Origin of the sequence: Kitasatospora indigofera (assembly GCF_014655955.1) — a bacterium.
In the GTDB taxonomy this organism is placed as follows: domain Bacteria; phylum Actinomycetota; class Actinomycetes; order Streptomycetales; family Streptomycetaceae; genus Kitasatospora; species Kitasatospora indigofera.
This window is the reverse complement of record NZ_BNBO01000010.1, coordinates 140,459-156,444: the sequence shown is the minus strand read 5'-3', so window position 1 is coordinate 156,444 and position 15,986 is coordinate 140,459. Positions and strand designations below refer to the sequence as shown.

10 protein-coding genes and 2 tRNA genes are annotated in these 15,986 nt (G+C 70.3%); 11 read left to right on the top strand and 1 reads right to left on the bottom strand.

Annotation, left to right across the window (positions count from 1 at the left end):
- Window positions 1-363: 363 nt before the first annotated feature.
- The 4 genes from rplJ to IE329_RS12410 all read left to right on the top strand — a co-directional run bounded on the left by rplJ (window position 364) and on the right by IE329_RS12410 (window position 9,643).
- Window positions 364-936 carry a 50S ribosomal protein L10 gene (rplJ, locus tag IE329_RS12425; RefSeq protein ID WP_073924347.1) on the top strand — a complete coding sequence of 191 codons (573 nt, stop codon included), beginning with the start codon at window positions 364-366 and terminating at the stop codon, window positions 934-936.
- 111 nt (window positions 937-1,047) lie between these two features.
- Entirely contained in the window at window positions 1,048-1,431 is a 384-nt protein-coding gene (rplL, locus tag IE329_RS12420; RefSeq protein ID WP_190210898.1) for a 50S ribosomal protein L7/L12, read from the top strand.
- A gap of 746 nt (window positions 1,432-2,177) precedes the next feature.
- The gene (gene rpoB, locus IE329_RS12415) at window positions 2,178-5,651 is read left to right on the top strand and encodes a DNA-directed RNA polymerase subunit beta (protein ID WP_073924345.1); all 3,474 of its coding nucleotides are present in this window, start codon (window positions 2,178-2,180) and stop codon (window positions 5,649-5,651) included.
- Between the two features lie 101 nt (window positions 5,652-5,752).
- On the top strand, window positions 5,753-9,643 hold the full coding sequence (locus IE329_RS12410; RefSeq protein WP_190210897.1) for a DNA-directed RNA polymerase subunit beta': 3,891 nt from the start codon (window positions 5,753-5,755) through the stop codon (window positions 9,641-9,643).
- Between the two features lie 81 nt (window positions 9,644-9,724).
- On the opposite strand, the gene IE329_RS12405 is transcribed toward IE329_RS12410, so the two are convergent.
- Entirely contained in the window at window positions 9,725-10,813 is a 1,089-nt protein-coding gene (locus IE329_RS12405; protein ID WP_190210896.1) for an alpha/beta fold hydrolase, read from the bottom strand.
- A gap of 110 nt (window positions 10,814-10,923) precedes the next feature.
- Here IE329_RS12405 and IE329_RS12400 point away from each other — a divergent pair, with 110 nt between their 5' ends.
- The 7 genes from IE329_RS12400 (at window position 10,924) to IE329_RS12370 (ending at window position 15,818) form a co-directional block, all read left to right on the top strand.
- Window positions 10,924-11,649, top strand: a complete 726-nt coding sequence (locus tag IE329_RS12400) for a TetR/AcrR family transcriptional regulator (RefSeq protein WP_229927380.1) — start codon at window positions 10,924-10,926, stop codon at window positions 11,647-11,649.
- Window positions 11,650-11,863: 214 nt separating this feature from the next.
- Window positions 11,864-11,937 (top strand) — tRNA-Met (locus IE329_RS12395).
- 174 nt (window positions 11,938-12,111) lie between these two features.
- Window positions 12,112-12,185, top strand: a tRNA-Met gene (locus IE329_RS12390).
- A 195-nt stretch (window positions 12,186-12,380) separates the two neighbouring features.
- Window positions 12,381-13,070, top strand: coding sequence for a DUF4097 family beta strand repeat-containing protein (locus IE329_RS12385; protein ID WP_190210894.1), 690 nt, complete (start codon window positions 12,381-12,383; stop codon window positions 13,068-13,070).
- 73 nt (window positions 13,071-13,143) lie between these two features.
- Window positions 13,144-14,367, top strand: a complete 1,224-nt coding sequence (locus tag IE329_RS12380; RefSeq protein WP_229927379.1) for a sensor histidine kinase — start codon at window positions 13,144-13,146, stop codon at window positions 14,365-14,367.
- Window positions 14,368-14,406: 39 nt separating this feature from the next.
- The gene (locus tag IE329_RS12375) at window positions 14,407-15,087 is read left to right on the top strand and encodes a response regulator (RefSeq protein ID WP_190210892.1); all 681 of its coding nucleotides are present in this window, start codon (window positions 14,407-14,409) and stop codon (window positions 15,085-15,087) included.
- A gap of 113 nt (window positions 15,088-15,200) precedes the next feature.
- Window positions 15,201-15,818 (top strand): hypothetical protein, encoded by a 618-nt coding sequence (locus tag IE329_RS12370; protein ID WP_190210891.1) that lies wholly within the window; start codon window positions 15,201-15,203, stop codon window positions 15,816-15,818.
- Window positions 15,819-15,986 lie beyond the last annotated feature (168 nt).

Here is a 15,986-nt window from a genome sequence, read left to right as displayed (position 1 = left end):
GCCGCGGCCGACGTGGCGGGCGCCACCGGCGCCGCGATTTGGCGTCGCGGGGAGTTCCGGGCTACCTTGGTGCAAGCCAAAGACCGCTGGTTGTTGCCGTGCGCCTGTGAGGGTGCGGGGTGACCGAAGGATCTGCGATTTACCGCAGACAGCCCGCGCAGGAGTGTTTGGAGCTTGGACTTCCGGTCCGTACGGTTCGCCGTCCGGCCGTCGAGGTCTCACTGAGCCCCGTGCGCCTGCGCACCGGGGCTCTCACTGTTTTGCAGGGTGTCTCCTTCTGATCAGACCGGCGTGTCCGAGGCGCAGATGGTCGACTTTCGCAGGTCGGCCCGACTTCGACATCACGGAAGGAGGCGTAAGCCTATGGCAAGGCCCGACAAGGCTGCTGCCGTCGCCGAGATCACGGACAAGTTCCGTGCCTCGAACGCGGCCGTGCTGACCGAGTACCGCGGTCTGACGGTGAAGCAGGTGAAGAACCTGCGTCGCTCGCTGGGTGAGAACGCCCAGTACGCCGTGGTGAAGAACACGCTGACCAAGATCGCTGCCAATGAGGCCGGGATCACGGAGCTCGACGACCTGTTCGCGGGTCCGACGGCTGTCGCCTTCGTCACCGGTGACCCGGTGGAGTCGGCGAAGGCTCTGCGTGACTTCGCCAAGGACAACCCCGCTCTCATCATCAAGGGCGGTGTCCTTGACGGCAAGGCGCTGACCGCCGATGAGATCAAGAAGCTCGCGGACCTCGAGTCCCGCGAGGTGCTGCTCGCCAAGCTGGCCGGCGGTCTGAAGGCGTCCATGGCGAAGGCCGCGGCCACCTTCCAGGCTCCGCTGGTCGAGTTCGCCCGCACTGCCGAGGCACTGCGCGCGAAGGTCGAGCAGGGCGGTGCCGGTACGCCGGCTCCCGCCGAGGCCGAGGACACCACCGAGGCTGCCGAGTAATTCACGCTCACGCGTGAGGCACTCAGCGTCCGGTACCTCCGGCCGCAGCGGGCCCGTACGCCCGCCATCCCGTACATCCGGCACCTGCCGATTTAGTGGAAGGACGCCATCATGGCGAAGCTGTCCCAGGACGAGCTGCTCGAGCAGTTCGAGACCCTGACCCTCATCGAGCTGTCCGAGTTCGTCAAGGCGTTCGAGGAGAAGTTCGACGTCAAGGCTGCCGCCCCGGTCGCCGTTGCCGCCGCCGGTGGCGCTGCCGCCGCCGTCGAGGCCGTCGAGGAGCAGGACGAGTTCGACGTCATCCTCGAGTCGGCCGGCGACAAGAAGATCCAGGTCATCAAGGAGGTGCGCGCCCTTACCTCCCTCGGTCTGAAGGAGGCCAAGGACCTCGTTGACGGCACCCCGAAGCCGGTCCTGGAGAAGGTCGCCAAGGAGGCCGCCGAGAAGGCCAAGGCCGCCCTCGAGGCCGCTGGCGCCAAGGTCACCGTCAAGTGACTCGCCGCCCCCTCTGAGGGGGCGCGGGGCCGGGCCGATCACCCTTGCGGGTGGTCGGCCCGGCCTTTTTGCGTACGCCCGTCCGAGGACCGGCCAAGTGGCTGCACGATCGTGGCCGATTGCCCCCTCGGCACTGTCGGTCCGGGCGGGTAGGGTGATCGCTGTCGTCCGGAACGGCCCTCACCACGGGTTCTGTAACGCGGGAGGGGTCTCGGACGATAGGTAGGACGAGGTCCGCACTCCGGTGAGGGCCTTGACGAACCGAACCCGGCGCGCGATTCTCAAGGCGCGCCGTGTGCGTGGAGAGCGCCGACGGTTGGCGAGGCCCTGGATGCATATTCGGAGGCCCCAGCGGGAAGTGACTCCATGTGAGGCGCGGTGGCCCGGAGTGCGCGGGCCGGCGGCAGTTCGTGAGGGCAGGGACCACCCTGCGGTCCGGCCCCGAAGGGGGCCCGGAGCCGTCCGGGTGGCGACAGGGAGGAGTCTCCGATTCGGTCTCCGAATCAGAGCTGGACAGCAGTGTGCCTATTGGCTACACTGTCCCTTTGCGCTGCCTGTTAGCTGCTCCGTGACTCGTCGCCCGGAGTGAGCGATGCCCTGAAGGGGTCTGGCACCGCCTCCGCAAAGCGGCTCTGACCTGGGGTTTCCACCCCGGCTGAGACCCACGGCGCCGGGGGTGGGACCAGCCCGTCGAGGCCGGCCGGTACGCGCGCAGTGAGCTCCGAGCCCTCGGAAGGACCCCCCTCTTGGCCGCGCCGCGCAACGCCTCGAACAACGCTAATTCCACCGCCCCGCTCCGCGTTTCCTTCGCGAAGATCAAGGAGCCCCTCGAGGTTCCGAACCTCCTGGCCCTGCAGACCGAGAGCTTTGACTGGCTCCTCGGCAATGCGGCCTGGAAGTCTCGCGTCGAGGCGGCCCTGGAGAGTGGTCAGGACGTCCCCACGAAGTCCGGTCTGGAGGAGATCTTCGAAGAGATCTCCCCGATCGAGGACTTCAGCGGGTCGATGTCGCTGACCTTCCGCGACCACCGTTTCGAGCCGCCGAAGAACTCGATCGACGAGTGCAAGGACCGCGACTTCACGTTCGCCGCCCCGCTCTTCGTCACCGCCGAGTTCACCAACAACGAGACCGGTGAGATCAAGTCTCAGACGGTCTTCATGGGCGACTTCCCGCTCATGACCCACAAGGGCACCTTCGTGATCAACGGCACCGAGCGTGTCGTGGTCTCGCAGCTGGTCCGTTCCCCGGGTGTGTACTTCGACTCCACCCTGGACAAGGTGTCCGACAAGGACATCTACTCCTGCAAGGTCATCCCCTCGCGTGGTGCCTGGCTGGAGATGGAGATCGACAAGCGCGACATGGTCGGTGTCCGCATCGACCGCAAGCGCAAGCAGTCGGTCACCGTGCTGCTGAAGGCCCTCGGCTGGACCAACGAGATGATTCTCGAGGAGTTCGGCGAGTACGAGTCGATGCGCGCCACCCTGGAGAAGGACCACACCCAGGGCCAGGACGACGCGCTGCTGGACATCTACCGCAAGCTGCGTCCGGGCGAGCCGCCGACGCGCGAGGCCGCGCAGACGCTTCTGGAGAACCTCTACTTCAACCCGAAGCGCTACGACCTCGCGAAGGTCGGCCGTTACAAGGTCAACCGCAAGCTGGGCAACGCCGAGTCGCTGGACTCCGGCGTGCTCACCGAGCCCGACATCATCGGTGCGATCAAGTACCTGGTGAAGCTGCACGCCGGCGAGACCGAGTGGCGTGACACCGAGGGCCGGGACATCGTCGTCGAGGTCGACGACATCGACCACTTCGGCAACCGTCGCCTGCGCAACGTCGGCGAGCTGATCCAGAACCAGGTCCGTACGGGTCTCGCCCGCATGGAGCGCGTCGTGCGCGAGCGCATGACCACCCAGGACGTCGAGGCGATCACGCCGCAGACCCTGATCAACATCCGGCCGGTCGTCGCCTCCATCAAGGAGTTCTTCGGCACCAGCCAGCTGTCCCAGTTCATGGACCAGACGAACCCGCTGTCGGGCCTGACCCACAAGCGCCGTCTGTCCGCGCTGGGCCCCGGTGGTCTGTCCCGTGAGCGCGCCGGCTTCGAGGTCCGTGACGTCCACCCCTCGCACTACGGCCGCATGTGTCCGATCGAGACCCCCGAAGGCCCGAACATCGGTCTGATCGGCTCGCTCGCGTCCTACGGCCGGGTGAACGCGTTCGGCTTCATCGAGACCCCGTACCGCAAGGTCGTCGAGGGCATCGTCACCGAGCAGGTCGACTATCTGACCGCCGACGAGGAGGACCGCTTCGTCATCGCGCAGGCCAACGCCCCGCTGACGGCGGACCTGCACTTCGCCGAGCCCCGTGTCCTGGTCCGCCGCCGTGGCGGCGAGATCGACTACATCCCGGGCTCCGAGATCGACTACATGGACGTCTCGCCGCGCCAGATGGTGTCGGTCGCGACCGCCATGATCCCGTTCCTCGAGCACGACGACGCCAACCGCGCGCTCATGGGCTCCAACATGATGCGCCAGGCGGTGCCGCTGCTGAAGAGCGAGGCACCCGTGGTCGGCACCGGCATGGAGTACCGCTGCGCGGTCGACGCCGCCGACGTCATCACGGCCGAGAAGGCGGGTGTCGTCCAGGAGGTCTCGGCCGACTACGTCACCGTGGCCAACGACGACGGCACGTACACCACGTACCGCGCCGCCAAGTTCACCCGCTCCAACCAGGGCACCTCCTTCAACCAGAAGGTGCTCGTGGACGAGGGCGCCCGGGTCGAGGTCAACCAGGTGCTGGCCGACGGCCCGTGCACCGACCAGGGTGAGATGGCGCTCGGCAAGAACCTGCTCGTGGCGTTCATGTCCTGGGAGGGTCACAACTACGAGGACGCGATCATCCTGTCGCAGCGCCTCGTGCAGGACGACGTCCTCTCCTCGATCCACATCGAGGAGCACGAGGTCGACGCCCGTGACACCAAGCTGGGCCCCGAGGAGATCACCCGGGACATCCCGAACGTCTCCGAGGAGGTCCTCGCCGACCTCGACGAGCGCGGCATCATCCGCATCGGCGCGGACGTCGTCACCGGCGACATCCTGGTCGGCAAGGTCACGCCCAAGGGCGAGACCGAGCTGACCCCGGAGGAGCGCCTGCTCCGCGCGATCTTCGGCGAGAAGGCCCGTGAGGTCCGCGACACCTCGCTGAAGGTGCCGCACGGTGAGTCCGGCAAGGTCATCGGCGTCCGCGTCTTCGACCGCGAAGAGGGCGACGAGCTGCCCCCGGGCGTCAACCAGCTGGTCCGGGTCTACGTGGCCCAGAAGCGCAAGATCACCAACGGTGACAAGCTGGCCGGCCGTCACGGCAACAAGGGTGTCATCTCCAAGATCCTGCCGGTCGAGGACATGCCGTTCCTCGCCGACGGCACCCCGGTCGACATCATCCTCAACCCGCTGGGTGTCCCGTCCCGAATGAACCCGGGACAGGTCCTGGAGATCCACCTCGGGTGGCTCGCCAAGCAGGGCTGGGACGTCTCCGGCCTCGCCGACGAGTGGGCCCAGCGCCTGCAGGCGATCGGCGCCGACACGGTCACGGGTGGCACCAACCTCGCCACCCCGGTCTTCGACGGCGCCCGCGAGGACGAGATCACCGGCCTGCTGGACAACACCACCCTCACCCGTGACGGTGAGCGCCTGGTGAACTCCACCGGCAAGGCCCGGCTGTTCGACGGCCGCTCCGGCGAGCCGTTCCCGATGCCGGTCTCGGTCGGCTACATGTACATCCTCAAGCTGCACCACCTGGTCGACGACAAGCTCCACGCCCGTTCGACCGGCCCGTACTCGATGATCACCCAGCAGCCGCTCGGTGGTAAGGCGCAGTTCGGTGGTCAGCGCTTCGGTGAGATGGAGGTGTGGGCCCTCGAGGCGTACGGCGCGGCCTACGCGCTGCAGGAGCTCCTCACCATCAAGTCCGACGACGTCCTCGGCCGCGTGAAGGTCTACGAGGCCATCGTCAAGGGCGAGAACATCCCCGAGCCCGGCATTCCCGAGTCCTTCAAGGTCCTCATCAAGGAAATGCAGTCGCTCTGCCTCAACGTGGAGGTGCTGTCCTCGGACGGCTCGTCCATCGAGATGCGGGACTCCGACGAGGACGTCTTCCGCGCCGCCGAGGAGCTCGGCATTGACCTGTCCCGGCGCGAGCCGAGCAGCGTCGAAGAGGTCTGACGGAGGTGGGGCCGGCTGCTCCCCGGAGCAGCCGGCCCGCCCCCAGGCCCCCTCAGACCAGATGAACGACTTTCGACTTACGAAAGAGGGCTTGACGACCAGTGCTTGACGTCAACTTCTTCGACGAGCTCCGCATCGGCCTCGCGACCGCCGACGACATCCGCCAGTGGTCGCACGGCGAGGTCAAGAAGCCGGAGACCATCAACTACCGCACCCTGAAGCCGGAAAAGGACGGGCTCTTCTGCGAGAAGATCTTCGGCCCCACCCGGGACTGGGAGTGCTACTGCGGCAAGTACAAGCGCGTCCGCTTCAAGGGCATCATCTGTGAGCGCTGCGGCGTCGAGGTCACTCGCGCCAAGGTGCGTCGTGAGCGGATGGGCCACATCGAGCTGGCCGCGCCGGTCACCCACATCTGGTACTTCAAGGGTGTCCCCAGCCGCCTCGGCTACCTGCTCGACCTGGCGCCGAAGGACCTTGAGAAGGTCATCTACTTCGCCGCCTACATGATCACCTGGGTGGACGACGAGCGTCGCCAGCGCGACCTCCCGTCCCTGGAGGCGCATGTCTCGGTCGAGCGCCAGCAGATCGAGAACCGTCGCGACTCCGACCTCGAGGCCCGTGCCAAGAAGGCCGAGACCGACCTGGCCGAGCTTGAGGCCGAGGGTGCCAAGGCCGACGTGCGCCGCAAGGTGCGCGAGGGTGCCGAGCGTGAGATGAAGCAGCTGCGCGACCGTGCGCAGCGCGAGCTGGACCGTCTCGACGAGGTCTGGGCCCGCTTCAAGAACCTCAAGGTCCAGGACCTCGAGGGCGACGAGCTGCTCTACCGCGAGCTGCGCGACCGCTTCGGCACCTACTTCTCCGGCTCGATGGGCGCGGCGGCCCTCAAGGACCGCCTCGAGACCTTCGACCTGGCGGAGGAGTCCGAGCGCCTGCGCGAGATCATCCGCACCGGCAAGGGCCAGAAGAAGACCCGTGCGCTGAAGCGCCTCAAGGTCGTCTCCGCGTTCCTGCAGACCACCAACAAGCCCAACGGCATGGTGCTGGACTGCGTCCCGGTCATCCCGCCGGACCTGCGTCCGATGGTGCAGCTGGACGGTGGCCGCTTCGCGACCTCCGACCTGAACGACCTGTACCGCCGCGTGATCAACCGCAACAACCGCCTGAAGCGCCTTCTCGACCTCGGTGCCCCCGAGATCATCGTGAACAACGAGAAGCGCATGCTCCAGGAGGCCGTCGACGCGCTGTTCGACAACGGCCGTCGTGGCCGTCCGGTCACCGGCCCGGGCAACCGGCCCCTGAAGTCCCTCAGCGACATGCTGAAGGGCAAGCAGGGTCGTTTCCGCCAGAACCTCCTCGGCAAGCGGGTCGACTACTCGGCCCGTTCGGTCATCGTCGTCGGCCCGCAGCTCAAGCTGCACCAGTGCGGTCTGCCGAAGGCCATGGCGCTGGAGCTCTTCAAGCCGTTCGTGATGAAGCGCCTGGTGGACCTCAACCACGCGCAGAACATCAAGTCGGCCAAGCGCATGGTCGAGCGTGCCCGCCCGGTCGTGTGGGACGTCCTCGAAGAGGTCATCGCCGAGCACCCGGTCCTGCTGAACCGTGCGCCCACCCTGCACCGCCTCGGCATCCAGGCCTTCGAGCCCCAGCTGGTCGAGGGCAAGGCCATCCAGATCCACCCGCTCGTCTGCACCGCGTTCAACGCGGACTTCGACGGTGACCAGATGGCCGTCCACCTGCCGCTCTCCGCGGAGGCGCAGGCCGAGGCCCGCATCCTGATGCTGTCCTCGAACAACATCCTGAAGCCGGCCGACGGTCGCCCCGTCACCATGCCGACCCAGGACATGGTGCTCGGTCTGTTCTTCCTGACCTCGGACCGCGAGCAGGTGAAGGGCGGTGGCCGTTCCTTCTCCTCGACCGCCGAGGCCGTCATGGCGTTCGACGCCAAGGAGCTGGACGTCCAGGCCGTCATCGACGTCCGCCTGCCGATCGGCACCGTCCCGCCGCGCGGCTGGACCCCGCCGGTCGACGAGGACGGCACGCCGGCCTGGTTCGAGGGCGAGTCCTTCCGTCTGCGCACCACCCTGGGCCGCGCGCTCTTCAACGAGCTGCTGCCCGAGGACTACCCGTTCGTCGACTACGAGGTGGGCAAGAAGCAGCTCTCCGCGATCGTCAACGACCTGGCGGAGCGCTACCCCAAGGTCGTCGTCGCGGCGACCCTGGACAACCTGAAGGCGGCCGGCTTCCACTGGGCCACCCGCTCGGGTGTCACCGTCTCGATCTCGGACGTCGTCGTCCCGCCGCAGAAGGCCCAGATCCTTGAGGGCTACGAAGCGCAGGCCGAGAAGATCCAGAAGCAGTACGAGCGCGGTCTGATCACCAACGACGAGCGCAAGCAGGAGCTCATCGGCATCTGGACCCGGGCGACCAACGAGGTCGCCGAGGCGATGAACGCCAACTTCGAGAAGACCAACCCCATCTTCATGATGGTGGACTCCGGTGCTCGAGGAAACATGATGCAGATGCGTCAGATCGCCGGTATGCGTGGTCTGGTGTCGAACGCGAAGAACGAGACGATCGCCCGTCCCATCAAGGCGTCGTTCCGTGAGGGCCTCACCGTCCTCGAGTACTTCATCTCCACCCACGGTGCCCGTAAGGGTCTGGCCGACACCGCTCTGCGTACCGCGGACTCCGGCTACCTCACCCGTCGTCTGGTCGACGTCTCCCAGGACGTCATCATCCGCGAGGAGGACTGCGGGACCGAGCGCGGCCTCAAGTTGGCCATCGGCACGGTCGAGAACGGCGTCCTGCGCAAGACGGACGACGTCGAGACCAGCGTCTACGCCCGCATGCTGGCCGAGGACATCACGGTCGACGGCAAGCTCCTGGCCACCGCGAACACCGACCTCGGTGACGTGCTGATCGACGAGCTGATCCGCCACGGCATCAGCGAGGTCAAGACCCGCTCGATCCTGACCTGTGAGTCGGCCGTCGGCACCTGTGCCTTCTGCTACGGCCGCTCGCTGGCCACCGGCAAGCTGGTCGACATCGGTGAGGCGGTCGGCATCATCGCCGCCCAGTCCATCGGTGAGCCCGGTACCCAGCTGACCATGCGTACCTTCCACACCGGTGGTGTGGCCGGTGACGACATCACGCAGGGTCTGCCCCGTGTCGTCGAGCTCTTCGAGGCCCGTACCCCCAAGGGTGTGGCCCCGATCTCGGAGGCGCAGGGCCGGGTCCGCATCGAGGACACCGAGAAGACCCGCAAGCTCGTCGTCACGCCGGACGACGGCACCGACGAGATCGCCTACCCGGTCTCCAAGCGTGTGAAGCTGCTCGTCAGCGAGGGCCAGGCGGTCGAGGTCGGCCAGAAGCTGACCATGGGTGCCACCAACCCGCACGACGTGCTGCGGATCATGGGCCAGCGTGCCGTCCAGATCCACCTGGTCGCCGAGGTCCAGAAGGTCTACAACTCGCAGGGCGTGTCGATCCACGACAAGCACATCGAGATCATCATCCGGCAGATGCTCCGCCGCGTGACGATCATCGAGTCGGGCGACGCCGAGCTGCTCCCGGGCGAGCTCGTCGAGCGCGGCCGCTTCGAGCAGGAGAACCGTCGCGTGGTGTCGGAAGGCGGCCACCCGGCCTCCGGCCGTCCGCAGCTGATGGGTATCACCAAGGCCTCGCTGGCCACCGAGTCCTGGCTGTCGGCCGCCTCCTTCCAGGAGACGACCCGGGTCCTCACCGACGCGGCGATCCACGCCAAGTCGGACCCGCTGCTGGGCCTCAAGGAGAACGTCATCCTCGGTAAGCTCATCCCGGCCGGTACGGGTCTGCCCCGCTACCGCAACATCCGGGTCGAGCCGACCGAAGAGGCCAAGGCCGCGATGTACTCGGCCGTCGGCTACGACGACTACGACCTGTCGCCCTTCGGCGCCGGCTCCGGCCAGGCCGTCCCGCTGGACGACTACGACTACGGCCCGTACACCGGCTGACAGTCCGTACCAGGTACGCCGCAGGGCGGCCGCCCCCTCGGGGGTGGCCGCCCTGCGGCGTTTCCGGCTGTCGCCGGGCCGTCAGCCGGCCTGCGGGCGGGCCGTCGGACCGCCGATCGCCGGGCGGACCATGGTCAGCAGCAGCTCCAGGAAGCGGTCCGGGTGGCGGAAGGCCGCGAAGTGGCCGGCGTCCTCGATCAGGGCGAAGCCCTTGACCGGGGCCCGGACGTCGTCGAAGAAGCGCCTGGCGCGCTCGGGCGGGGTGAGGACGTCCTGGGCGCCCTGGAAGACGAAGAACGGGACGTCGAAGTCCGTGCCGTCGGCCCAGTCGTCGAAGTGGCCGGTGCCGTCGGTGATCGTCTCGGAGTGGCTCATGCCCTTGAAGTAGCTCCCGATGCCGCGCAGGGAGTGCAGCGGGGAGAGCCAGAGGGAGCCGATGACCACGGTGCGCATGGTGTGCAGCGTCATCGGGTCGCTGGTGGCGGAGAGCTTGGCGTAGGCGGCCCGCTGGCGGGCCGTCCAACGGTGCCGGTCGGGCCCCATGGCCTCGACGGCGGCGAGGTCCCTGCGCTTGCCGGCGGCGCGCAGGCGCTCCAGGAGGGCCCGGTGGGTGGAGGTGTCGCGGCCGGCGTCGTGGATGTTCTGGTCCGTGCCGACGTAGGCGGAGTACAGCTCGGGGTGGGACCGGGCCAGTCGCAGTCCGAGGACGCTGCCGTAGGAGCTGCCGACCAGGAGAACCCGGTCGACGCCGAGCCGGACCCGGAGGTGCCGGGTGACCTCCACGGCGTCCGCGAGCACCTGGTCGAAGGTCGGCCCGCCCTGGCCGTCGGCGCCGCTGCGGGCGAGGGTCCGGTCCGCACCGCGCATGTCCCAGCGGACGATCGTGAAGTGCCGCTCCCACGCCCGGGTGCGGGGGCCGAAGACGGAGGTGGGGGCACCCGGGCCGCCGTGCAGCTCCAGCAGCACCGGGTTGTGCCGGTCCTCGCCGCGGACCGAGATCCACTGCTCGATGCCGCCGATCCGGACGTAGCCCTGCTCGTCGATGCCGTCCGGTGTGCCGATCCGCATCAGCCGGGCGTTGCGGGAGCGCCGCAGGGCCCGGTGGCCGAGGAGACCGGTGACGGGTGCGGCGAGGACGGCGGTGGAAGCGGCGAGGACGGTGCCGAGCATGGTGACCCCCAGTTACTGTGTACTGCATAAGCAATTGAGTTTAAGGTATACACAGTTCTATGCGCCGTCAACAGGTCGGGGCGGCACGGAACCGAGGAGAGGCGGCCCCGTTGGCCAGGAGCAAGACGGAGAAGCGCGACCCGGCCACGAGCCTGGCGCTGCTGTGGGGCGAGCAGGAGCCGCCCAGGCGTGGACCCAGGCCCTCGCTGACCACCGCCCGGATCGTCGTCGTCGCCATCGGGATCGCCGACGCCGAAGGCCTGGACGCCGTCTCCATGCAGCGGGTCGCCGCCGAACTCGACGTCACCACGATGGCGCTCTACCGCTACGTGCCCGGCAAGGCCGACCTGGTCGACCTCATGGTCGACGCCGCGCTCGGGCCGGCCGCCGCGGTGGCCGACGTCCCCGGCGGCTGGCGCCCGCAGCTGGCGGCCTGGGCCCGGCGGTCCTGGGGCCTGTACTGCCGCCACCCGTGGATCCTGACCGCCACGGCGATGCGCCGCCAGGCGATGGGCCCCAACCAGCTCTCCTGGCTCGACGCCGCGCTGGCCGCGCTGGCCGGGACGGGCCTGTCCGCGGCGCACCGGCACCACACCGTGCTGCTGGTGATCGGCCACATCCGGAGCCTGGCCCAGCAGCGCGCGGACGGCGACGAACAGGCCGACCAGGAGTGGAACCGCCTTACCGCGGAACTGCTCGAACGGCATCGGGACCGGTTCCCCGCGCTGACCGAGGCCATCGCGGCCGGGGCCTTCGCCCCGCCGGACGACGACCCGCTCGACTTCGGGCTGGAGCGGATCCTCGACGGCGTCGCCGCGCTGATCGAGCGGTCCTGAGAGGTCCTGAGAGGTCCTGAGAGGTCCTGAGAGGTCCCCGGCGGCCTCGGGCGGTTCGCCGGCGGGGGCGGGCCGGGCGCGCGGGCCCTCGGAGGAGGCCCGCGGGACAGACCCTCGGGCGCCCGGGGCGGACGGTCGTCCGGCGGGAGGCGATCGTCCGCGGGGAAACCGATTAGGTGCCTGCCGGTATGTCGCGTAGTGTCGTGTCTACCGACGCGGGGTGGAGCAGCTCGGTAGCTCGCTGGGCTCATAACCCAGAGGTCGCAGGTTCAAATCCTGTCCCCGCTACTCAGTAGCACAGAAGGCCCGGCAGATCATCTGCCGGGCCTTCTGCCGTACCCGGGCACGGCAGCGCCTTCGTGCCGCGTCTCCCGTCCCGTGCCGCGTCTCCCGCCCCGGGACGGTCGGCGGGGAAACCGATTAGGTGCCTGCCGGTATGTCGCGTAGTGTCGTGTCTACCGACGCGGGGTGGAGCAGCTCGGTAGCTCGCTGGGCTCATAACCCAGAGGTCGCAGGTTCAAATCCTGTCCCCGCTACTTGCAGGTGAAGGGCCCGGAGGCATCAGCCTCCGGGCCCTTCGTCGTACGCCCGCGAGGTCGCTCCGCCGGTTCTCCCTCGTACGGGGGAGGCCGGTGGACCGCCCGGGCGGGGGATCCGGTGGGGGTGGCCACCGGGGGAGGCTCGGTGCCGCCGCCCCGGGGGCCGGGGCGGCGGGAGGCCGAGGAGGACACATGAAGCGTCGGGTGCTGGTGCGGGCCGGGTCGAAGCTGGCGATCACGGCGGCGGTGGTGGGCGGGATGAGCGGCTGCCTGGTCGGGGACGACCAGGAGCGGGTGGTGGTCTACGGCGTCGCCGAACCGGTGCGGACCCTGGTGGTCCAGGGCCACACCGGCGACATCAGGGTCACCGGTGGCGGCGCCGCCGTACGGGTCACCGAGCGCCGGACGTACCGCGCGGCGGAGCCGGTCGCCACCCACACCACGGCGGACGGCACGCTCACCCTCGGCTACCGCTGCCCGGACGGGGACTGCGGGGTCGGCTACGACGTCGAGGTGCCGGCCGGGACGGTCGTCCGGGTGGAGAACGGGACGGGTGACGTCACCCTCGCCGGGCTCGGCGCGGAGGTCGACGTGCGGACGGACACCGGTGACGTGAGGGCGAGCGGGCTGACCTCGCCGACGGTCCGGCTGGAGGCACGGACGGGCGGCGTCTCGGCGAGCTTCCGCACCGGGCCCGCGAACGTACGGGCGGACACCCGCACCGGCGACGTCCGGGTGCAGGTGCCGCAGGAGGGCACGTACGCGGTCGAGGCGGCGACCCGGACCGGCGACGTGCGTGTCGGGGTGGCCGGCGACGCCACCGCCGCCCGGCGGATCACCGCCCGGACCGAGACCGGCAACGTGACGGTCGGTCATGCCTGAGGGCCGGGCGCGCCGCCCGCCGGTAGGGCATGATCGTCCGAACGGGGCGGGCCGGCCCCCGCCCGGGGGAGGGGTGGACACGGTGGTGGCGAACTGGACGGCCGGGGTGGCCGGTTGGAGTGCGGAGCAGCGGCGGCGCCTCGCCGGGGTGAACCCGTACGTGCTGGACAGCCTGCTGGCGCTGTTCTCGGCCGCGGTCTCGGTCTGGTCGGTGTGGAACGACGAGGTGGACCGCCCCTGGTGGGTGTACGCGCTGGCGGTCGGCACCGCCCTGCCGCTGCCCTGGCGCCGCCGCCGGCCGATGTCGGTGGCCGCCGCCAGCGGGCTGGTCTCGGTGGGGGTGTCGGTGGCGGCGCACTCCTCGATGCCGCAGATCCCGGTGTACGCCGTGCTGGCCGTCTACACCGTCGCGGACCGGGGGCGGGACTGGCAGCGGATGCTGCTGCTGGCGGTCGTGGTGGTGTCCAACGTCGTCGGCACCCGCTCCGCCGACGGGATGCTGTTCAGCCTGCTGCTCACGGTCGGCACCTTCGTCTTCGGGTCCCTGGTGCGCGAGCTGCGCAGGCTCGCCCGGGTGGAGGCGGAGCGCGCGCACGAGGTGGGGCTGCGGGCGGCCAGTGACGCGGCCCGGGCGGTGGCGGAGGAACGCGGGCGGATCGCGCGCGAGATGCACGACATCCTGGCGCACGCGGTCTCCCTGATGGTGGTCCAGGCGGAGGCCGGGCCGGTGGTGGTCCGGTCCGACCCCGAGCGGGCGATCCGGACCTTCGACACCATCGCCGACTCCGGCCGCGACGCGATGGTCCAACTGCGGCGGGTGCTGGGCGTCCTGAAGGAGGACGGGGCCGGCCCGCAGCTCGCGCCGCAGCCGCGGCTGGCCGAACTGGGGGCGGTGGCCGAGCGGGTCAGGGAGGCGGGCGTGCGGGTCCGGCTGGAGCTGCCCGGGCCGGGGCACGTGCTGCCGGCGGACGTGGAGGCCACCGCGTTCCGGATCGTGCAGGAGGCGCTGACCAACGTGGTCAAGCACGCCGGCGCATCCGCCGCGGAGGTCCGGGTCACCGGTACGGGCGACGTGCTGGAGGTGCTGGTGTCCGACGACGGCCGGGGCGTCCGGCCGCGGGCGGACCGGGCGGTGAGCGACTGGTCGGGCGGCCGCGGCCTGGTGGGGATCCGCGAGCGGGCCGCGGCCTGCGGCGGCCGGGCCGAGGCCGGGCCGCGCGCCGACGGCACCGGCTTCCTGGTGAGCGCGCGGCTGCCGCTGGGCGCGGCGGTGCTGGTGGAACGGGCCCGGGCCTGAGCGGTCCGGGACACGACGACGGAGAAGGGGAGCGGAGCGATGGATCCGATTCGGGTGGTGGTCGCCGACGACCAGGAGCTGGTGCGGGCCGGGTTCGGGATGATCCTGGACGCCCAGCCGGACATCGAGGTGGTGGCCGAGGCGGCGGACGGCGCCCAGGCCGTCGAGGCGGTCCGCGAGCACCGCCCGGACGTCCTGCTGCTGGACGTCCGGATGCCGGTGATGGACGGGCTGGAGGCGGCCCGGCAGGTCTGCGCGCGGTACCCGGAGACCAAGGTGATCATGCTGACCACCTTCGACGTCGACGACTACGTCTTCGACGCCCTCTACGCCGGGGCCAGCGGGTTCCTGCTCAAGGACGTCCGCCGGGACGACCTCGCGCACGGCGTCCGGATGGTGGCCTCCGGCGAGGCACTGCTCGCCCCCTCGGTCACCCGGCGGCTGATCGGCGAGTTCGCCGCCCGCCGTCCGGCCGGCGCCGTCACCGCCGCCCGGGCGCCCTCCCGGCTGCTGGAGCAGCTGACCGCCCGCGAGCGGGAGACCCTGCGGCTGCTCGCCCGGGGCCTGTCCAACGCGGAGATCGCGGCCGAACTCGTGGTCAGCGAGCACACGGTGAAGACGCACGTCAGCAACGTGCTGGCCAAACTGCACCTGCGTGACCGGGTGCACGCGGTGGTGTTCGCCTACGAGGCGGGCGCGGTGGTCGCCGGCGAGGGGTGACCCTCACCCGTGCGGGGGAGGCGGCCGGTTCGCCGGTACGGGCGATCCGCCGGCCGGGCGCCGGCGGGCAGGCTCTGCGGTGTCGGACCACACCGCCCCGAGAGGAAGCCACCATGGCCGCCAGCACCAACTCCCGTGTCACCGCCGTCGCGTCGATCGCCGCCCCGGTCCTGCTGGGTCTGTACGGCGGCATCCGGCTGCTCGACGGTTCCCGTGCTCCCGGCCCCGGCTGGACGGCCGGCCACCTCGCCCTGCTCGCCGGACTGCTGCTGTTCGTCCCGGTCTTCGCCGGGCTGCGGCGGCTGGCCGCGCCGCGCCGCCCGGCCGGCCGGGCCGCCGCGAACCTGGCGGCGGGCCTGGCCCTCGCCGGACTGCTGGCCTCGGCCGGACAGACCGTGATCGACCTGTACGTCGGGGCCAGGGCCGCCGACCGGGCCGAGCAGAACCAGCTGTTCGACCGGATCCAGGGCCACCCGGGCGTCCTGCCGGCCTTCTACACCGTCGGACCGGTGCTGTTCTACCTCGGCCTGCTGGCGCTGCTGGTCGTCCTGGCGGCCGGCCGGGCCCGCCGGGTCCTGGTGTGGAGCCCGGCGCTGGTGCTGGCCGGCACCGTGCTGATGGCGGCCGACCTGGACTTCATCGCGGTCGGCGCGGCGCTCTGGCTGGCCGCCCTGGCGCCGCTGGCCCGGCTCGGCGCCCCGGCCGGCCGCCCGGCGGCCGCGGCGCTCTGACGCCGCCGGCCCCGCGCGCTGCCGCGGGTCCCCGGACGGCCGGTCAACTGTCGGTGGTGGCACATAGGTTCTCCTTGTCGACGGAAGGCGCCGCAGCGCCCGCCGGCCGCCCGGCCGTACGCGGCCGGGGCCGCACGCCACCCCCAGCCCGCCGACCGCCGTCTTGCC